14 protein-coding genes are annotated in these 16692 nt (G+C 71.2%); 5 read left to right on the top strand and 9 right to left on the bottom strand.

All coding sequences use genetic code 11. The features are described from left to right. Window positions 1-35: 35 nt before the first annotated feature. Window positions 36-1367 carry a serine-threonine protein kinase gene (locus ACWEFL_RS23200; protein ID WP_451715964.1) on the bottom strand — a complete coding sequence of 444 codons (1332 nt, stop codon included), beginning with the start codon at window positions 1365-1367 and terminating at the stop codon, window positions 36-38. A 667-nt stretch (window positions 1368-2034) separates the two neighbouring features. On the opposite strand from ACWEFL_RS23200, the gene ACWEFL_RS23195 reads away from it, so the two are divergent. Both ACWEFL_RS23195 and ACWEFL_RS23190 read left to right on the top strand, forming a co-directional pair. Beyond that, entirely contained in the window at window positions 2035-2799 is a 765-nt protein-coding gene (locus ACWEFL_RS23195) for an SDR family oxidoreductase (RefSeq protein ID WP_451715764.1), read from the top strand. Window positions 2800-3395: 596 nt separating this feature from the next. Continuing rightward, entirely contained in the window at window positions 3396-3989 is a 594-nt protein-coding gene (locus tag ACWEFL_RS23190) for a TetR/AcrR family transcriptional regulator (protein ID WP_451715761.1), read from the top strand. Window positions 3990-4476: 487 nt separating this feature from the next. On the opposite strand, the gene ACWEFL_RS23185 is transcribed toward ACWEFL_RS23190, so the two are convergent. The 6 genes from ACWEFL_RS23185 to ACWEFL_RS23160 all read right to left on the bottom strand — a co-directional run bounded on the left by ACWEFL_RS23185 (window position 4477) and on the right by ACWEFL_RS23160 (window position 8957). Beyond that, on the bottom strand, window positions 4477-5691 hold the full coding sequence (locus ACWEFL_RS23185; RefSeq protein WP_451715759.1) for an acyl-CoA dehydrogenase family protein: 1215 nt from the start codon (window positions 5689-5691) through the stop codon (window positions 4477-4479). A gap of 8 nt (window positions 5692-5699) precedes the next feature. Beyond that, entirely contained in the window at window positions 5700-6722 is a 1023-nt protein-coding gene (locus ACWEFL_RS23180; RefSeq protein ID WP_451715757.1) for a phosphotransferase family protein, read from the bottom strand. Between the two features lie 457 nt (window positions 6723-7179). Continuing rightward, a complete protein-coding gene (locus ACWEFL_RS23175; protein WP_451715755.1) occupies window positions 7180-7476 on the bottom strand; it encodes a hypothetical protein in 297 nt (98 codons plus the stop codon). 152 nt (window positions 7477-7628) lie between these two features. Further along, window positions 7629-8003, bottom strand: a complete 375-nt coding sequence (locus ACWEFL_RS23170; protein ID WP_451715753.1) for a DUF202 domain-containing protein — start codon at window positions 8001-8003, stop codon at window positions 7629-7631. Then, the gene (locus ACWEFL_RS23165; protein WP_451715751.1) at window positions 8000-8398 is read right to left on the bottom strand and encodes a YidH family protein; all 399 of its coding nucleotides are present in this window, start codon (window positions 8396-8398) and stop codon (window positions 8000-8002) included. Before ACWEFL_RS23165 ends, ACWEFL_RS23170 begins: the two co-directional genes overlap by 4 nt. Before the next feature lie 25 nt (window positions 8399-8423). Next, window positions 8424-8957 (bottom strand): NUDIX hydrolase, encoded by a 534-nt coding sequence (locus ACWEFL_RS23160; RefSeq protein WP_451715748.1) that lies wholly within the window; start codon window positions 8955-8957, stop codon window positions 8424-8426. A 141-nt stretch (window positions 8958-9098) separates the two neighbouring features. Between ACWEFL_RS23160 and ACWEFL_RS23155 the strand changes: the two genes are divergently transcribed. Beyond that, on the top strand, window positions 9099-10751 hold the full coding sequence (locus ACWEFL_RS23155) for an FAD-binding dehydrogenase (protein ID WP_451715745.1): 1653 nt from the start codon (window positions 9099-9101) through the stop codon (window positions 10749-10751). 592 nt (window positions 10752-11343) lie between these two features. Here ACWEFL_RS23155 and phsA read toward each other — a convergent pair. After that, window positions 11344-13245: an O-aminophenol oxidase PhsA gene (gene phsA / locus ACWEFL_RS23150; protein ID WP_451715743.1), complete on the bottom strand. Its 1902-nt coding sequence runs from the start codon at window positions 13243-13245 to the stop codon at window positions 11344-11346. A 214-nt stretch (window positions 13246-13459) separates the two neighbouring features. On the opposite strand from phsA, the gene ACWEFL_RS23145 reads away from it, so the two are divergent. Both ACWEFL_RS23145 and ACWEFL_RS23140 read left to right on the top strand, forming a co-directional pair. Then, the gene (locus ACWEFL_RS23145) at window positions 13460-14545 is read left to right on the top strand and encodes an S-(hydroxymethyl)mycothiol dehydrogenase (protein ID WP_451715741.1); all 1086 of its coding nucleotides are present in this window, start codon (window positions 13460-13462) and stop codon (window positions 14543-14545) included. Next, window positions 14542-15174: an MBL fold metallo-hydrolase gene (locus ACWEFL_RS23140; protein WP_451715738.1), complete on the top strand. Its 633-nt coding sequence runs from the start codon at window positions 14542-14544 to the stop codon at window positions 15172-15174. Before ACWEFL_RS23145 ends, ACWEFL_RS23140 begins: the two co-directional genes overlap by 4 nt. Before the next feature lie 63 nt (window positions 15175-15237). Here the strand turns inward: ACWEFL_RS23140 and ACWEFL_RS23135 are convergent, their stop codons facing one another. After that, window positions 15238-16179, bottom strand: coding sequence for a pseudouridine synthase (locus tag ACWEFL_RS23135; protein ID WP_451715735.1), 942 nt, complete (start codon window positions 16177-16179; stop codon window positions 15238-15240). Window positions 16180-16692 lie beyond the last annotated feature (513 nt).

Below are 16692 nucleotides of genomic sequence, written 5' to 3'. Positions count from 1 at the left end.
CCCATGCGCAGGGCCCGCGATACGTACCGTGCTGCTCACGGCCCGATACGGCCCGCGGCCACCACCACCTGCGCCAGCTCCCGATGGCAGATGTCGCTGTGCGCACCCGACGGCGGCCCGCCGCGCCGCACCACCGACGCCGCGTCCACGCTCACGCAGCCGGACGCGGGCACTCCCCGCGTCAGCGCCTCGTCCAGACTCAGCCGGACCGACGGCCGCACGGCCTGGAAACCGTCGTATCCGATGGCCCACCAGCGCTGGTCGGGGCGGAGGGGGACGGTGAAGGCCCGGTCGTCGCGGGCGAGGCTCGACGCCAGCGGATAGATGGTCCCCAGCGCGCTGTCGTACCGCGAGTGACAGGCCACGACCGGCCCGTCCACCCGCTGCTCCATGGACCGCAGCGCTCCGGAGCGCCCCGAGGCGTGCGGCAGGCCGGCGGCGAACGCGTAGTGCGAGAACGCCCCCTGAAGGAGCGTCACCGACTTCACGTTCCGTACGCCGTCGGGCAGCCCGCGCAGCGCGAAGGCGACCAGCCGCGCCCCCTGGCTGTGGCCCACGAGATGCACCCGCAGCTCAGGGCGGCTGCGGGCGAGCTGGCCGAGCAGCGGCCCGAGCCCCAGCTCGCCGACCGTTCCCGCGCGCCGCTTCATCGCGTAGTACGTGGTCTGGCGGAGCAGTTCCTTCGCACCGTTCCAGGTCTTCTTCAGCCCTCCGGGGAGCGAGACGGCCTGCACCGCCGCCGGTTCCCCGCCCTCGGGCGACCCCTCCAGCGCCACGGCGAACTTGCGGCACAGGGTGAGCGCGTCCTCGAACAGCACGGCGGGCGGCCCTTTTTCGTCGTCCGGGAGATCGTCCGTGAAGCAGGTCGTCTCCAGCCCGCCCGCCGGGGCCTCGGTCAGCCGTCGCGCCAGCCTGCCGAACTCGGCGAACGCCTCCGCCGACTCGGGCCGCTCGTCGAGAAGCCGCCCCAGCCGCTCCACCGTCTCCTCGTGTCCGGGGAAGAGACCGTTGAGGGCGTGGCGGGTCTCCGGGTCCAGATCCGGAGCCCCGGACTCCGGTTCAAGCCCGGACGGTACGGCTCCGAGCGCCCGAGCGGAGGGGACGAAATCGGGGATCGGCTCGTCGGTGAACTTCATCGACGGCCAGACGATCCCCGCGTATCCGAGGCGCACCCGCGGTGCGAGCAGTTCCGGGAAGGGCGCGAAGAACGCCGAGTACAGCCGGGCGGCGACGGCGGGGGAGTTGTTCCAGCCATGGGCGAACATCACCAGATCGGCGACGTCCATCCTCAGCAGCCGGTCCCGCTGCGCGGTGTCGACATCGCCGTCCTTGTCGAAGGTGATGTCCTGATACGGCCCCACGCTCATCTCCGGCATAACTGCCCCTTTCCCCCTGGACGCGGCCCTGCGAGCAGCATCCTGCGCCCGAGGGGAGACGGCCAGCCCTGGGACACGACCGACCGCACTCGTACGGCCCACCGACGGGCCGCGACTAAATCGGATCGACGGCGGACCGCGGCCGACCGCACACGATCACCCCTGTTCAGAGCCGTCGCTGGACCGGCCCGGACCGACCGGTGTGCAGGGGAGCCTGCCCGGCGGGCGGCGATCCGGGGGAGTGGGTTGAGTACGCAGCGGGCGGCCGAAAGGCGTATCGCCACAGGCTCCTTCGGCCAGACGCCACCGATGCCGCGGGCCCACCGGACGGACGACCGGCCCCGCACGGGACGCGGCCGGAATCGAACGCACATCTCGCGGTGTGGACCGTACGCGATCTCCGTCCGAGGACGCTCCCTTGAGGGACCCCCGCCGCCGCGCGTCGCCGGTCCCGTGGTGGACGCGCGGCCCGGCTCGGCCGAAACCCGCCGTAGGTGAGGCGGTCCATCCGCTCCGCACTCCTGCGTGGGACGGGCCCGTCCCGGTACGACCGCCCGCGAACGCGCCGACATGGCGTCCCCACGCCCGGAAGTCTTTCCGTAGTACATACCGACCGGTTAGTCTGTCGATTGGCCGGTACACGGAGAGGTGGAACGCAATGAGCACGGTGCAGGGCGCGCGAGTGGTGGTCACGGGCGCGGGCGGCGGTATCGGGGCGGCCCTCGCCCGCAGGTTCGCGGCGGAGGGCGCCAGGGTCGTCGTCAACGACATCGACCGGCACAGGGCCGAGGCGGTCGCCGGCGAGATCGGCGGGATCGCGGTCCCCGGAGACGCCTCCGCGATCGTCGAGGAGGCGCGCGACGTCCTCGGCGGGGCCGTCGACGTCTACTGCGCCAACGCGGGACTGTCCTCGCCCGGAGACGCCTTCGCCGACGAGAGCGTCTGGGCGGCGGCCTGGGACGTCAATGTCATGGCCCATGTCCGCGCGGTCCGCACCCTGCTGCCCGACTGGCTGGAGCGGGGGAGCGGCCGTTTCGTCTCCACCGTCTCGGCCGCCGGACTCCTCACCATGGTCGGCGCGGCTCCCTACAGCGTTTCAAAGCACGGCGCGTACGCCTTCTCCGAATGGCTCTCGCTCACCTACCGCCACCGAGGGCTCAAGGTGCACGCCATCTGCCCGCAGGGCGTGCGTACGGACATGCTCACCGAGGCCGGAACGGCGGGCGAACTGGTGCTCGCCCCCAGCGCGATCGAGCCCGAGGACGTGGTGGACGCCCTCTTCGACGGCATCGAGGCGGACCGCTTCCTGATCCTGCCGCACCCCGAGGTGGCCGACTACTACCGGACCCGTGCCACAGCCCCCGAACAGTGGCTGGCCGGGATGAACCACCTCCAGCGGAAGTGGGAGGAAGCGGGGGGCTGAGTCCGGCCGCCGTCGCCTCCGGCTCGGCGTCTCCGTCCGGTGCCTTCCGCCGGCGCCTCCGTCCAGTGCCTCCGTCCACGCGGGTGAGCCCCGGAAGCGGCACACCCGCCGAGGTCCGTTCCGTCGCCTCTGTCGCCGCCCGGCGTGTGGAGGGCCGGGACCACCGCCGCGTACCGCCGTACCGCCGCACCTCTGGGACCGGAGCAGCCGGAGTGGCCGGAGTGGCGAGGCCGTCCCGGTGCCGCCGCCGAGGCCGTCGCGACGGCGCGGCGGGACCTCGTTCCGGGGGAGACGGGGGTGCCGGAGACGTCGTCCACGCGCACCCGGCTGTGCGCGTGACCGCGGCCGGTGGTCGGCGTGCACGTCGATTACCGGGGAGAATCGGTGAAGGCGTACGCCGGTCCGGGTCCCGGAGCGGAAGCTGAGCCCGGCGACACCTCCGGCGGCCGTGCGGAGCGGCTCGCCGCGTCCAGGCATCCGCGGGAAGTCGGAGATGCTGCCGGAGCCACCCAGGACGGGGAATGGGAAGATCCTCCGGCGGGAACTCTGTTTCCCCGGATAAGTTACCCAGTGGTATCTATTGAGAGGTTGGTGGCATGGCCAGGACGTCGGGCGGGGAGGAAACCCCCGTACCGCAGAAGCTGCTGGCCGCCGCGACGAGGCTCTTCGCGGAGCAGGGCTACGACCGGACCTCCGTCCAGGAGATCGTCGAGGCCGCAGGGGTCACCAAGGGCGCGCTGTACCACTACTTCGGCTCCAAGGAGGACCTCCTCCAGGAGGTCTACGCCCGTATGCTCCGCCTTCAGCAGGAGCGTCTCGACGCCTTCGCCGACGCCGACGAGCCGGTGGAACGGCGGCTGCGCGGCGCGGCGGCCGATGTCGTCGTCACGACGATCGACAACCTCGAGGACGCCCAGATCTTCTTCCGGTCGATGCACCATCTGAGCCCGGAGAGGCACAAGCAGGTCCGCGTGGAACGGCGCCGCTACCACGAGCGCTTCCGCGCGCTGGTGGAGGAGGGGCAGGCGAGCGGCGTCTTCTCGTCGGCGACCCCCGCGGATCTGGTCGTCGACTACCACTTCGGCTCGGTCCACCATCTGTCGACGTGGTACCGCCCCGACGGGCCGCTGACGAAGCAGCAGGTCGCGGACCACCTGGCGGACTTGCTCCTGCGGGCACTGCGGCCGTAGGCCAGGGGCGGGGCGGACGGGGCGTCCGCGCGCCCCGCCGGGGTGATTCGTCTCTCCGGAGCGGGGCCGCCCTCCGTCCCCGGACGGCCGCCCCGCCGGGGTGACCGCCATACGTGAGCAGCGGCCGCCCACTCGGGCCATGGGGCGCGGGGTACGGGGCGCGGGGCCGGAACGCGACCCGGTCAACGCCACCCGGTCACGCGGGTCGGCCCCCGCCCCGGAAGAGGCGACGGCGCGGCGGAGGCCCACCCCGGTCGGGGCGGGCCTCCGTCATCGAACAGGGCGCGGCCTTCACGCGGCCTTCACCACGACCCGGCGGACCCGGCGAGGTGAGCGGAGGCGTTCACCGGCGAACCTCTCCGGGGAACCCCTCCGGCACCGCGCTGAGGGAACTCGGTGACGCGCCCTTCCGCTCCGCCGCCGCCGTCGGCGCCGGTCGCGGGTGTCGCCCGCGATAAGGACCAGCGACCGAACGCTCCGCGAGCCCTCAGACGTACCGCTTCAGCTCCCGCCGTGCCAGCGACCGCTGATGCACCTCGTCCGGCCCGTCCGCCAGCCTCAGCGTCCGTGCCCCCGCCCACAGTTCCGCCAGCGGGAAGTCCTGGGAGACCCCACCACCGCCGTGCACCTGGACCGCCTTGTCCAGGATGTCCACCACCGCCCGCGGAGTCGCGATCTTGATCGCCTGGATCTCGGTGTGCGCGCCTCGGTTGCCGACCGTGTCCATGAGCCAGGCGGTCTTGAGGACCAGCAGCCGCAACTGCTCCACCGTCACCCGCGCGTCCGCGATCCAGTTCTGCACCACGCCCTGCTCGGCGATCGGCTTGCCGAAGGCCGTACGGGACACGGCCCTGCGGCACATCAGCTCGATCGCGCGCTCGGCCATGCCGATGAGCCGCATGCAGTGATGGATACGGCCCGGCCCGAGCCGTGCCTGGGCGATGGCGAAACCGCCGCCCTCCTCGCCGATCAGACTCGACGCCGGGACCCGGACGTCGTCGAAGACGACCTCGGCGTGGCCTCCGTGGGAGTGGTCCTCGTAGCCGTACACCTGCATGGCACGCGTGATCTCCAGCCCCGGCGTGTCACGCGGCACGAGGATCATCGACTGCTGGCGGCGGACGTCCGCGCCGTCCGGGTCCGTCTTGCCCATGACGATGAAGACCTTGCAGTCGGGGTTCATCGCGCCGGAGATGTACCACTTGCGGCCGTTGATGACGTAGTCGTCGCCATCGCGGTCGATCCGGGTCCGGATGTTCGTCGCGTCCGACGACGCCACCTCGGGCTCGGTCATCGCGAAGGCCGACCGGATCTCACCCGCCAACAGCGGTTCCAGCCACTGCTTCTTCTGCCGCTCGTCGCCGAACTGCGCCAGCAACTCCATGTTCCCGGTGTCGGGAGCGGCGCAGTTGACCGCGGTCGGGCCCAGATTCGGGCTGCGACCGGTGATCTCGGCGAGCGGGGCGTACTGGAGATTCGTCAGCCCGGCCCCGTGCTCCTCGTCCGGCAGGAAGAGGTTCCACAAGCCCTGCCTGCGGGCCTCCGCCTTGAGTTCCTCCACGATCGCCGGCGTCTCCCACGGCGAGGCGAGCCGCGCGCGCTGCTCCTCCGCGACCGACTCGGCGGGATAGACGTGCTCCTCCATGAAAGCGAGCAGCCTGGCCCGCAGCTCCTCGGTCCGCGCGTCGAATTCGAAGTCCATGGGTGTACTCAGCCTTCCTGAAGAGTGGTGAGCCCGTGCTCGATGAAGACGGGGACGAGTGCGCCGATCCGGTCGAAGCCTTCGCCGACGGTCTGCCCGAGGGTGTAGCGGTAGTGGATGCCCTCCAGGATCACGGCGAGCTTGAACCAGGCGAACGCCGTGTACCAGGAGATGGCGGAGGTGTCACGGCCGGAGCGGGCGGCGTACCGCTCGATCAGCTCGGGGACCGAGGGGTGGCCGGGGGCGGCGGCGGTGGTGCTGATGGGCGCGTCGGGGACATCCAGCTCCGCGCTGTACATAGCCAAGAGCCCGAGGTCGGTCAGCGGATCGCCGACGGTGGACATCTCCCAGTCCAGCACCGCCTTGACCCGGTCGTCCGTGCCGACGAGGGCGTTGTCGAGCCGGAAGTCCCCGTGGATCACCGTCGGCGCGGGGGAGGCGGGCAGTGCGCGCCCGAGGGAGGACTGCAACTCGTCGATACCGGCGAGGTCACGGTTACGGGAGGCGTCCAGCTGCTTTCCCCACCGCCGCAGCTGTCGGTCGAGGAAGCCCTCGGGGCGGCCGAAGTCGCCGAGGCCCACCGACTCGGGGTCGACCGCATGCAGCTCGACGAGGGTGTCGAGCAGTCCCAGCACCACCTCACGGGTGCGCTCGGGGCCGAGGGGCTTCAGTTCCTCCGCCGTGCGGTACGGGGTGCCCTCGACGAACTCCATGACATAGAACGGTGCTCCCAGCACCGATTCGTCCTCGCACAGGAGCAACGGCTCGGGCACCGGCACCGCCGTCGGATGGAGCGCGCTGATCACCCGGTGCTCGCGCTTCATGTCGTGCGCCGTCGCGAGGACGTGCCCCAGCGGCGGGCGGCGCACGACCCAGTGGCCGGAGCCGTCGGTGACGGAGTACGTGAGGTTGGAACGCCCGCCCTGGATCAGCCGGGCGCTGAGCGCTCCGCTCACCAGGCCCGGCCGCTCGCGGTCGAGACGACCGCGGAGCCTTTCGAGGTCGAGACCTGGCGGGGAGACGGGGCTCATCTGGATACCTCCGGGGACGGACGGGCGTGACCGCTTTATGATGACCGACCAGTCGGTATGTCGTCCAGTGGGGTAGCCGGAACAAGGGCTGAATCACACTCCGGAGGCGGCGCGACATCGCGGGGGCAGCCCTTACGCGACGTTCGCGCGCGGGAACGCGAAACTCCCCGGATCGGCGATCGATCCGGGGAGCGCGGGAAGCGGGCGTGGCGGGTGCGGCGTCATGTGAAGGCGGCCGCTCGGCTGAAGGCGGTCGCCCGGCGGTCGGGCCCCGGCCGCACCGGGCACCGCGCCGCATCGGCCCCGGTGCCTCGGCGAACTCCGTTCCTCGCTGAGCCCGGTGCCGCGCTGGACCCGATGCCTCGGCGGGCCCGCGGCGGTCGGCGGGTTGACGTGCCCCACCCGCCCGCGCACCTCAGTGGCCCCGTTACTCAGTCGCCCCGCGCCTCGGCGATCGTCAGTGATCGTCCCAGTGGCCGCCGTGTGCCGCGTGCCGGTGTCCGTCGTGTACGTAGTCGACATGGTCGCCGTGCTTCACTGCCGGGTGCCCGCAGTCCGGGCCGTGCTGATGGGCGTGGCCGCTGTGCGCCACATGCTCGCCGGGCTCGCACTCGTCCCAGTGGCCGGAGTGTTTGCGGTGGAGGTGTCCGTCGTGCGCGTAGTCGACGTGGTCGCCGTGCTTCACCGCCGCGTGCCCGCAGGCCGGGCCGTGTGTGTGTTCGTGGGCGGAGTGTTCCTGATGGAGAACAGTCATGACCCTCGCCTTTGTCTGATTCGTGGCGTTCTGCCCTATCCAGGGTAGTCGCCGGAGCACGCATGATGCCGACTCGCCGTATGGGCCGCCTACGCCACATGGTGACGACAAGGCGCGACACAGCCACGCGGCGCGTCGCCCGACGCCGCCGATCACCTGACGATCGCGACCGCGGAGACCGCCAGAGCCACCGTGCAACCCACCGCCGCCAGGGCTCCCCGCACCGCCAGGACGGGCGGTCTCGGCCCGGCCCGGAGAACGCGTGCCCGGAGATGGGACACCCAGAGAAAGCCCAGCCACGCCAGCAGAGTGAACGCCAGCCCCACCGCCCCGGCCGTGCCGCCGCCCCGCACCGCCTGCCGGGCGCCGAGCGCGGCCACCACCGTGCACGCGAGCGTCGTCCTGCGCCACGCCAGCCGGGTCCGCTCGGGCTGAAGCCCGGGATCCCGCGCGGGTCCGGGCTCCGGCTCGGGTTCCGGTTGCGGTCCGGGCTCGGGCTTCGGCTCGGGCCCGGCGGCCGGTGTCACCGCGCGCCGTTCCAGCCGAACAGCACCACGAGCACCATGCCCACCGCGACCAGTGCGACCACCAGACTCAGCAAGGTGGGCAGACGCGAGACCGGCAGATCCTCACCCCGCCGCATGGCCCGCTCGCACCGCACCCAGTGGTTCACCGCCCGCAGCGCGCACAGCACACCCGCGGCCAGGAGTACCAGGGCCAGTCCCACCCGTACCGCCCACCGCAGGTCCGGCAGGAACTGCTCCACGGCGAACCCGCCCGCGATCAGTGCGAGGGCCGTACGGAGCCAGGCGAGAAACGTGCGCTCATTGGCCAGCGAGAAGCGGTAGTCGGGGGTCTCCCCCTCGTCCCGCACCCGCTCGGGCGCGAACCACAGCCGCAGGCTCCGTACAAAATCGGTCACCCTTCGCACCATACCGGCGACATGATCAAGGGGCTCCGTGGCCCTGGTCACCCTCACGGCGGTACGCCCGGAGCCGTTCGTACGCCGCCAGGCCGTCCGGCACCCACTCCCAGTCGCCGATCCGGCGCTCCAGCTCGGCCTCCGGCAGAAAGGCGTGCCAGGCGACCTCTTCGACCTGTGGATTCACGGGCGCCTCGCAGCGGACCTCGTACACCGCCGACCACCACGTCTGCCGGCCGTTCTCGTACAGGAACCGGAACAGCGGCACGGGACGGGGCAGCCCCGAGACGCCCAGCTCCTCCTCGGCCTCCCGCAGAGCCGCGTCGTCGTAGCTCTCGCCCGCGGCCACCACACCGCCCACGAACATGTCGTAGAGGGAGGGGAAGACGAGCTTCGACGCCGTCCGGCGGTGCACGAAGATCCTGTCCCGCGCGTCTCTGGCCAGAATGAACGCACAGCGGTGCCGGAGCCCACGGGCGATCGCGTCGCCGCGCCGGGCCCGGCCGACGATCCGGTCGGACGCGTCGACGATGTCCAGAAGTTCGTCCGCGGGACTCATGCCGGGACTCATGCCGGTACTCATACCCGTCATTCCACCATTCCGTCATCGCGCTCCGGGTCGCGGCGGTTGACTGGTTACCGGCCCGTACCGAAGATCGGACCACCCAACTGCCCGATCGGCCGGACGAGGATGGAAACCATGGCGTACGACGCTGATGTGATCGTGATCGGGGCGGGGCTCGCGGGCCTGGTGGCCACCGCCGAACTCGTCGACGCCGGACGGAAGGTCATCCTGCTGGACCAGGAGCCGGAGCGGTCCTTCGGCGGGCAGGCGCACTGGTCCTTCGGCGGTCTGTTCCTCGTCGACTCGCCCGAGCAGCGCCGGATGCGGATCCGGGACAGCCGGGATCTCGCCTACCAGGACTGGCTCGGCACGGCCGGGTTCGACCGTGCGGAGGACCGCCGGCCGCGCGAGTGGGCGAAGGCGTACGTCGACTTCGCGTCCGGGGAGAAGCGGGCCTGGCTGCGCGAGCGGGGCGTGCGCTTCTTCCCGGTCGTCGGCTGGGCCGAGCGCGGCGGCTATGACGCGACCGGCCACGGCAACTCCGTACCCCGTTTCCACATCACCTGGGGCACGGGTCCCGGCCTGGTCGCCCCCTTCGAACGGCGGGTCAGGGAAGGCGTCGCCCGCGGACTCGTCCGGCTGCGGTTCCGCCACCGGGTCACCGGGCTCGGCTCCAGCACAGGCGCGCTGGACACCGTCAGCGGCGAGATCCTCGAACCGTCCGACGCCGAGCGCGGTGCCGCGAGCAGCCGTGAGGTCCGCGGTGTGTTCGAGTTCCGGGCCCAGGCCGTGATCGTCGCCTCCGGTGGGATCGGCGGCAACCACGAGCTCGTACGGGCCCAGTGGCCCGGCCGGCTCGGCGCGCCGCCCCGGAAGATGCTCTCCGGCGTGCCGGCCCATGTCGACGGGCTGATGCTCGGCATCGCCGAGCGCGCCGGCGCGCACCACATCAACCGCGACCGGATGTGGCACTACACCGAAGGAGTCGAGAACTGGAACCCGGTCTGGGCCCGGCACGGCATCCGTATCCTTCCGGGCCCCTCCTCGCTCTGGTTCGACGCGCGGGGCAGGCGGCTGCCGGTCCCGCTCTTCCCCGGCTTCGACACCCTCGGCACGCTCGAACACATCATGAAGTCGGGTTACCACCACACCTGGTTCGTCCTCGACCAGAGGATCATCGGCAAGGAGTTCGCTCTCTCGGGCTCGGAGCAGAATCCCGATCTCACGGGGAAGTCCGTCCGCGGGGTGATCGGACGGGCGCGTGCCGATGTGCCGGGCCCGGTGAAGGCGTTCATGGACCACGGAGCCGACTTCGTCGTCGAGAGAGATCTCGCCGCGCTCGTACGCGGCATGAACGCGCTGACCGGCGAGCCGCTGATCGACGAGGCGGAGCTGCGGCGCGAGATCCTCGCCCGGGACCGGGAGATCCGGAACCCCTTCACCAAGGATCTGCAGGTCACGGCCATCCGCGGGGCGCGCAGGTACCTGGGTGACAAGCTCATCCGCACGGCGGCCCCGCACCGCATCCTGGACCCCGCGGCCGGCCCGCTGATCGCCGTACGGCTGAACATCCTGACCCGTAAGTCGCTCGGCGGCCTGGAGACGGATCTCTCCTCGCGGGTGCTGACCGAGAGCGGCGAGCCGCTCGCCGGGATGTACGCGGCGGGGGAGGCGGCCGGCTTCGGCGGCGGAGGGGTCCACGGCTACCGCTCGCTGGAGGGCACCTTCCTCGGCGGTTGCCTCTTCTCGGGCCGGGCGGCAGGCCGGGCAGCGGCGAAAGCGCTCTGATGCGCGGAGGCCCGAGCGCGCCTACGCGGGGGTCCGAGCGCGCCGAAGGGACGGCACACCCGGCGCGGGGCCGCGCACGCGGAACGGAGTGACGGACGGACTCCGCGTCACGGACTCTCCGCCACGCACCCGGCAAACCTCAGAACTACCTCAGATCTCTGTTACCGGGGCCGGAAGACTGCCAAGATCGCAGCGTTGCCCCGACGAAGCGCCGTCGGGCCGCCGCTCCCCGGTGACCACCCCCCACCGGCGGCCGACACCCGACCGCGCCCTCCCCGCGCCCCCGAGGGTGGACCGGCTCGGTGTGCGAACACGTCGGTGTCGGCGGGACCCCTGACGGGTCGGCCGACGCTCTTCCCACGACGGGTTCGCGACGGGTGTCAAGGCCGGGCGGCGGCAACACCCTGAGCAGTCAGGGCTCCGAACGTATACCGCACAGGTATACGGGCAGGGCTCGCGGAGACGGCGGATTCCGCGGGCCCTGCCGCATGTTCCGAGGCGGTCGCCCCAGCGCCTTCGGAGTCTCAGTGCTCGCCGTGAATCAGTGCTCGCCGTGAATCAGTGCTCGCCGTGAATCAGTGCTCGCCGTGAATCAGTGCCCGCTGTGTCCCCCGTGTCCGCCGCCGTGGTCGAACTTCAGCGCCTGCGGAGGCATGACCACGAACGGACGCATCATGCCCATGTCCTCGTGCTCCAGCAGATGACAGTGGTACATGAACCGGCCGTACGCCCCGTCGAAGTGGCCCATCACCTTCACCAGCTCCGCCGAGGAGACCCGGAAGACATCCTTCCAGCCCTGCTCGTTCGGCGGGACCGGCCAGGCGCGGTCCGGATCGTACGTCACCGGCGTACGCGTCCCGCCCAGCGCCGGATCGAAGCCGGAGACCCGGTACGACTCACGCGCCAGCACCTGGAAGTCCGCGAGATGGATATGCATCGGATGCACCGGGGCGCCCAGATTGAGGAACGACCACTGCTCGTACGAGCCCTCCCCGATGGTGATGCCCAGACCGTCGTTGAACGTGCGCGACGTACGCCGGTAGGTCCGCAGCTCTCCGTCGGGGCCCTGGACCTGGATCACTCCTTCCGCCGGCACCGTGACATCGGCGTCCTCGATCTCCGACATCTCCCAGATCTCCGGATGACCGCCGCCCCCGACCGTCGCCGGAGGGGTCAGCACGATCAGCCGGTGACCGTGGTCGACGTGGTCGTGGTCGAAGCGCCGGAACGACCCGGACAGTACCTCGGGCAGCGTGAAGGAGTCCGCCACCTTGGCCCTGCCGACCCGGAACTCCATGACCTGCGGATACGGAACGCTGTCCGCCGGATCGGGCACGCCCGGCCGCTGGTTGCGGCCCTTGTTGACCAGACGCAGCTTCCGTCCGGCGAGCCTGCGGAAGTCGACGAGCAGATCGAAACGCTCGGCGGGCGCCACGACCAGCGGTGAGCCGTCGGTGAAGTCCACCGGCACCGGGCGCGGCAGCAGCCCTCCGTCACTGCCGATCTGCCGCATCACGCCGGGGACCGGATCGTTGTCCTCGTCCACCAGCACCAGGTTGTAGATACGCGCGTTGGACGCGTTCACCAGCCGGAAGCGGTACCAGGCGGCGTCGACGTCCAGATGCGGCCAGACGGTGCCGTTCACCGTGGAGTACGGGCCGACGAAGGGCAGCGTCACCGGCTTGCCCGTCTCCGGATGGCTGGGCACCAGGACCGAGGTCTTGTGCAGCAGCCGGCCGTTGAGCCGCCCGTCGTCGTCGGTGTCCAGATTGCGGTCGGCGAGGATCAGCGGCAGCTCCCTCCCGCCGGACGGCAGACCGAGCGCGTCCTCCTCGTCGTCCCTGATCAGATAGGTGCCGACGAGCCCCGCGTACACATTCCAGCGGGTGATGTTCATCGCGTGGTCGTGGTACCACCACTGCACGGCCTGATGGTCGTTCGGATACTCCGCGAGCTGCGCGTCGCCGAAGCCGACCGAGTTGTCCGCCCAGCCGTCGTTGCCGCCGCCGGTCTGCGCACCGTGCAGATGCGTCACCGACCAGGCCGGCAGCGCCGCCACGTCCTTGTTCGGCTTCACACCCTCGCGACCCGGCCGGTTGTGCGGGAGCGGCTGCCCCGGCGGTGTGGGCCCCACCTCCACGGCGGTGACCGGGTACTCGCTGCCCTTCGGAATTCGGTTGGTCCACGCGATCCGGATGCGCTGCCCCCGCCGGACCTCGATCGTCGGGCCGGGTACGGTGCCGTTGTAGCCCCACATCAGCGTCGGCGGCAGCTGTGAGTGCATCCGTACCCAGGTCGGGCGCAGGGCGATCTCGATCTCCCGGCGGACGTCCGGCTCGTCCGGGCGCAGCACCTCCGGGACCGTCAGCGGGTCGACGTACGGTGTCAGCTCACCGGAGGGCCCGGCGGCGGCCCGCTCGACGCCCTCCCTCACGGGCTGCTCGGTGTACTCGGTGTGTTCGCCGTCAGGTGGGTTCTCGATGGTCGTGGTCATGCGACATCCCCCGTGCATGTGTGGTCGGTGGCTCTTCCATGGGAGAAGACATGTCCTGGTCTGACGGAGTTGCACCTTCCGGTCGATCTGGCGGAAAGTACCCATCTACGGCCCACTGTGTAACGTGCATACCCGCCATCGCGGCGCGCCGCCGTGACAGTCATAGTGGTGGCCGACCCATGTGCGGAGAAACACGGAGAAGGGCGGGTTTTCGATGTCGCAGCAGGTACAAGGTGTCATCGCACCGGGGAAGAACGAGCCGGTGCGGGTCGAGACGATCACCGTCCCCGACCCCGGCCCCGGCGAGGCCGTGGTGAAGATCCAGGCGTGCGGGGTCTGTCACACCGATCTGCACTACAAACAGGGCGCGATCAACGACGACTTCCCCTTCCTCCTCGGACATGAGGCGGCGGGTGTGGTCGAGTCCGTCGGCCCCGATGTCACCGAGGTGGCCCCCGGGGACTTCGTCGTCCTGAACTGGCGGGCCGTCTGCGGCCGGTGCCGGGCCTGTCGGCGAGGCCGCCCCTGGTACTGCTTCGACACCCACAACGCGCGGCAGAAGATGACCCTCGCCGACGGAAGGGAGCTGTCCCCGGCGCTCGGCATCGGCGCCTTCGCCGAGAAGACCCTCGTCGCGGCCGGACAGTGCACCAAGGTCGACCCCGCCGTCTCCGCCTCCGTCGCCGGACTCCTCGGCTGCGGAGTGATGGCGGGCATCGGCGCCGCCGTCAACACCGGCGAGGTCGGCCGCGGCGACACCGTCGCCGTCATCGGCTGCGGCGGCGTCGGGGACGCGGCGATCGTCGGCGCGCGCCTCGCCGGAGCCGCGAGGATCATCGCCGTCGACATCGACGACCGCAAGCTGGAGACGGCGAAGACGATGGGCGCGACCCACACGGTCAACTCCCGCGCCGGCGACCCCGTCGAGGCCATCCGGGAGCTCACCGGCGGCTTCGGCGCGGATGTCGTCATCGAGGCGGTGGGCCGCCCGGAGACGTACCGGCAGGCGTTCTACGCCCGCGATCTGGCGGGCACGGTCGTCCTCGTCGGCGTGCCGTCCCCGGAGATGAAACTGGAACTCCCGCTGCTCGACGTCTTCGGGCGCGGCGGTTCGCTCAAATCGTCCTGGTACGGCGACTGCCTGCCCTCACGTGACTTCCCCATGCTGATCGACCTTCACCAGCAGGGCCGGATCGACCTCGGCGCGTTCGTCACCGAGACCATCGGGCTCGGCGATGTCGAGCAGGCGTTCGCCCGCATGCACGAGGGCGATGTCCTCCGTTCGGTCGTGGTCCTGTGACCGCCGCCCGCATCGACCGTCTCGTCACCTCCGGCGTCTTCTCGCTCGACGGGGGGACCTGGGACGTGGAGAACAATGTGTGGATCGTGGGCGACGACAGCGAGGCCGTCGTCATCGACGCCGCCCATGACGCCGCCGCGATCGAGGCCGCGCTGAACGGCCGTACCCTCCGCGCGATCATCTGCACCCACGCCCACAACGACCACATCGACGCGGCACCCGCGCTCGCCGCCGCCACCGGCGCGCCGATCCTGCTGCACCCCGACGATCTGCCGCTGTGGAAGCAGACCCACCCCGACCGCGCCCCTGACGGTGAACTGGCCGACGGCCAGACCCTCTCCGTCGCCGGAACCGAACTGACCGTCCTGCACACGCCCGGTCACGCGCCGGGAGCGGTCTGCCTGTACGCCCCCGGACTCGGCACGGTCTTCACCGGCGACACCCTCTTCGCGGGCGGCCCCGGCGCGACCGGCCGGTCGTTCTCGCACTTCCCGACGATCATCGACTCGATCCGGGACCGGCTGCTGGCCCTGCCCTCCGAGACGGCGGTACGCACCGGGCACGGCGACTCGACCACCATCGGCAACGAGGCGCCTCACCTGGACGAATGGATCCGCCGGGGCCACTGAGACCCACGGGCGACACGAGGCCCCGGCCGCCTGGGCCGGGGCCCGGCCCGGATTACGGCGCGCTCAGTCGGGCCAGAGCGCCAGCCGTAGCCGGCTCTCGAAGCGGTGCGGCCGGCCCGTCACCGGATCGGTGAACTCCAGCACCTTCGCCAGCAGTTGCAACGGCCGGGAATACTCGGCTCCAGCCTCAGCCACGGCGCCCTCGGGCTCCCGCTCCCGCACGACCGGAAACAGCGGATCGTTCAGGAGCGGCAGCCCGAGCCCGTTCATATGCACCCTCAACTGATGGGTACGCCCGGTGGCGGGCACCAGCCGGTACCGGCCGAGCCCGCCCCGGTGCTCCACCAGCTCGATCCGGCTCTCACTGTTCGGCTCGCCCGCCACCTCGAAGGCCGCCGGCACCCCGCGCTCCTTCACGATCCGGCTGCGCACCGTCCGGGGAAGCGCCACGCCGGGGTCGTACGGCGCCACCGCCTCGTACTCCTTGCGCACCCGCCGCTCGCTGAAGAGCGACTGGTACGCGCCCCTGTCCTCTTCCCGTACGACGAAGAGCACCAGCCCCGCCGTCAGCCGGTCCAGCCGGTGCGCGGGCTGGAGCGCCGGCACTCCGAGATCCCTCCGCAGCCGCGCCTGCGCCGTCTCCGTGATGTGCCGGCCGCGCGGCGTCGTCGCCAGGAAGTGCGGTTTGTCCGCGATCAGTAACCGCTCGTCCCGGTACACGATCCCGACCTCGAAGGGAACGCGCTCCTCGGCCCCGAACTCCCGGTGGAACCAGAGATACCGCCCCGCCGCGTACGGCTCGTCCGCACCCACCGGCCCATCGGCGGAGACGATCCGCCCCTCCGCGAAAAGCCGCCCCGCCCGCTCGCCTCCGTACCGCCCGGCGAGATGGTCGTACACCGTCGCCCACCTACCGCCGGGATCCTCGGGCAGCCGGATCCGCACCGGATCGATCCCGTCCCGCTGGGGCAGCGGGGACGGCGGGGCCTTGTGTCTGCGTCTCACCCTCGTGACTGTATGCGCCCCGCCACCGCCCCACCGGCCGCCCCCGAGCAGGCCGATCCGGCCTGTCGCCCCTGGTCCGACTCGGGGATTCGCTGGGACATTGATCACGTGGTCGGTCACGCCACAGCCCGAGAAACAGAAAAACCCCAGATGAACTGGGGTCTCTGCTGGTGTCCGAGGGGAGACTTGAACTCTCCACTCGGGCACCAGCCCACAACCGCTCTGACCTGGGGAGACACTCGTCGACAGGCTTGATTTCGGCGGGCGCTTCTCCGCTTCTTTCCTGCTGTTTCAGGCCCTCTCGGGCCCCTGTTGGTCATGCGTTGGCCACGTGACCGACCCTCCTCCGAGGCAGTCCGTCCCTGGTCAGGCTACCCGGACGGTGCCACGGGCTACGCCTAGCCTGCATCGGCGCGTGCGTGACCACGTAAGGGGTGGGCTGGGGCGCTCGGAGACCTGTTTATGCAAGGACACGCATAGTCGCGTTCACGCATAGACGCGTGGCGCCACCCT

The organism is Streptomyces sp. NPDC004838 (assembly GCF_053600955.1).
The sequence above is the reverse complement of the archived record's forward strand: the minus strand, read 5'-3'. Positions and strand labels throughout refer to the sequence as shown.

Coding starts and splice junctions, on each gene's coding strand:
- ACWEFL_RS23145 (WP_451715741.1), top strand. CDS start 13,460: ATGTCGCAGCAGGTACAAGGTGTCATCGCACCGGGGAAGAACGAGCCG.
- ACWEFL_RS23190 (WP_451715761.1), top strand. CDS start 3,396: ATGGCCAGGACGTCGGGCGGGGAGGAAACCCCCGTACCGCAGAAGCTG.
- ACWEFL_RS23175 (WP_451715755.1), bottom strand. CDS start 7,476: ATGACTGTTCTCCATCAGGAACACTCCGCCCACGAACACACACACGGC.
- ACWEFL_RS23185 (WP_451715759.1), bottom strand. CDS start 5,691: ATGGACTTCGAATTCGACGCGCGGACCGAGGAGCTGCGGGCCAGGCTG.
- ACWEFL_RS23155 (WP_451715745.1), top strand. CDS start 9,099: ATGGCGTACGACGCTGATGTGATCGTGATCGGGGCGGGGCTCGCGGGC.
- phsA (WP_451715743.1), bottom strand. CDS start 13,245: ATGACCACGACCATCGAGAACCCACCTGACGGCGAACACACCGAGTAC.
- ACWEFL_RS23195 (WP_451715764.1), top strand. CDS start 2,035: ATGAGCACGGTGCAGGGCGCGCGAGTGGTGGTCACGGGCGCGGGCGGC.
- ACWEFL_RS23200 (WP_451715964.1), bottom strand. CDS start 1,367: ATGAGCGTGGGGCCGTATCAGGACATCACCTTCGACAAGGACGGCGAT.
- ACWEFL_RS23160 (WP_451715748.1), bottom strand. CDS start 8,957: ATGAGTCCCGCGGACGAACTTCTGGACATCGTCGACGCGTCCGACCGG.
- ACWEFL_RS23180 (WP_451715757.1), bottom strand. CDS start 6,722: ATGAGCCCCGTCTCCCCGCCAGGTCTCGACCTCGAAAGGCTCCGCGGT.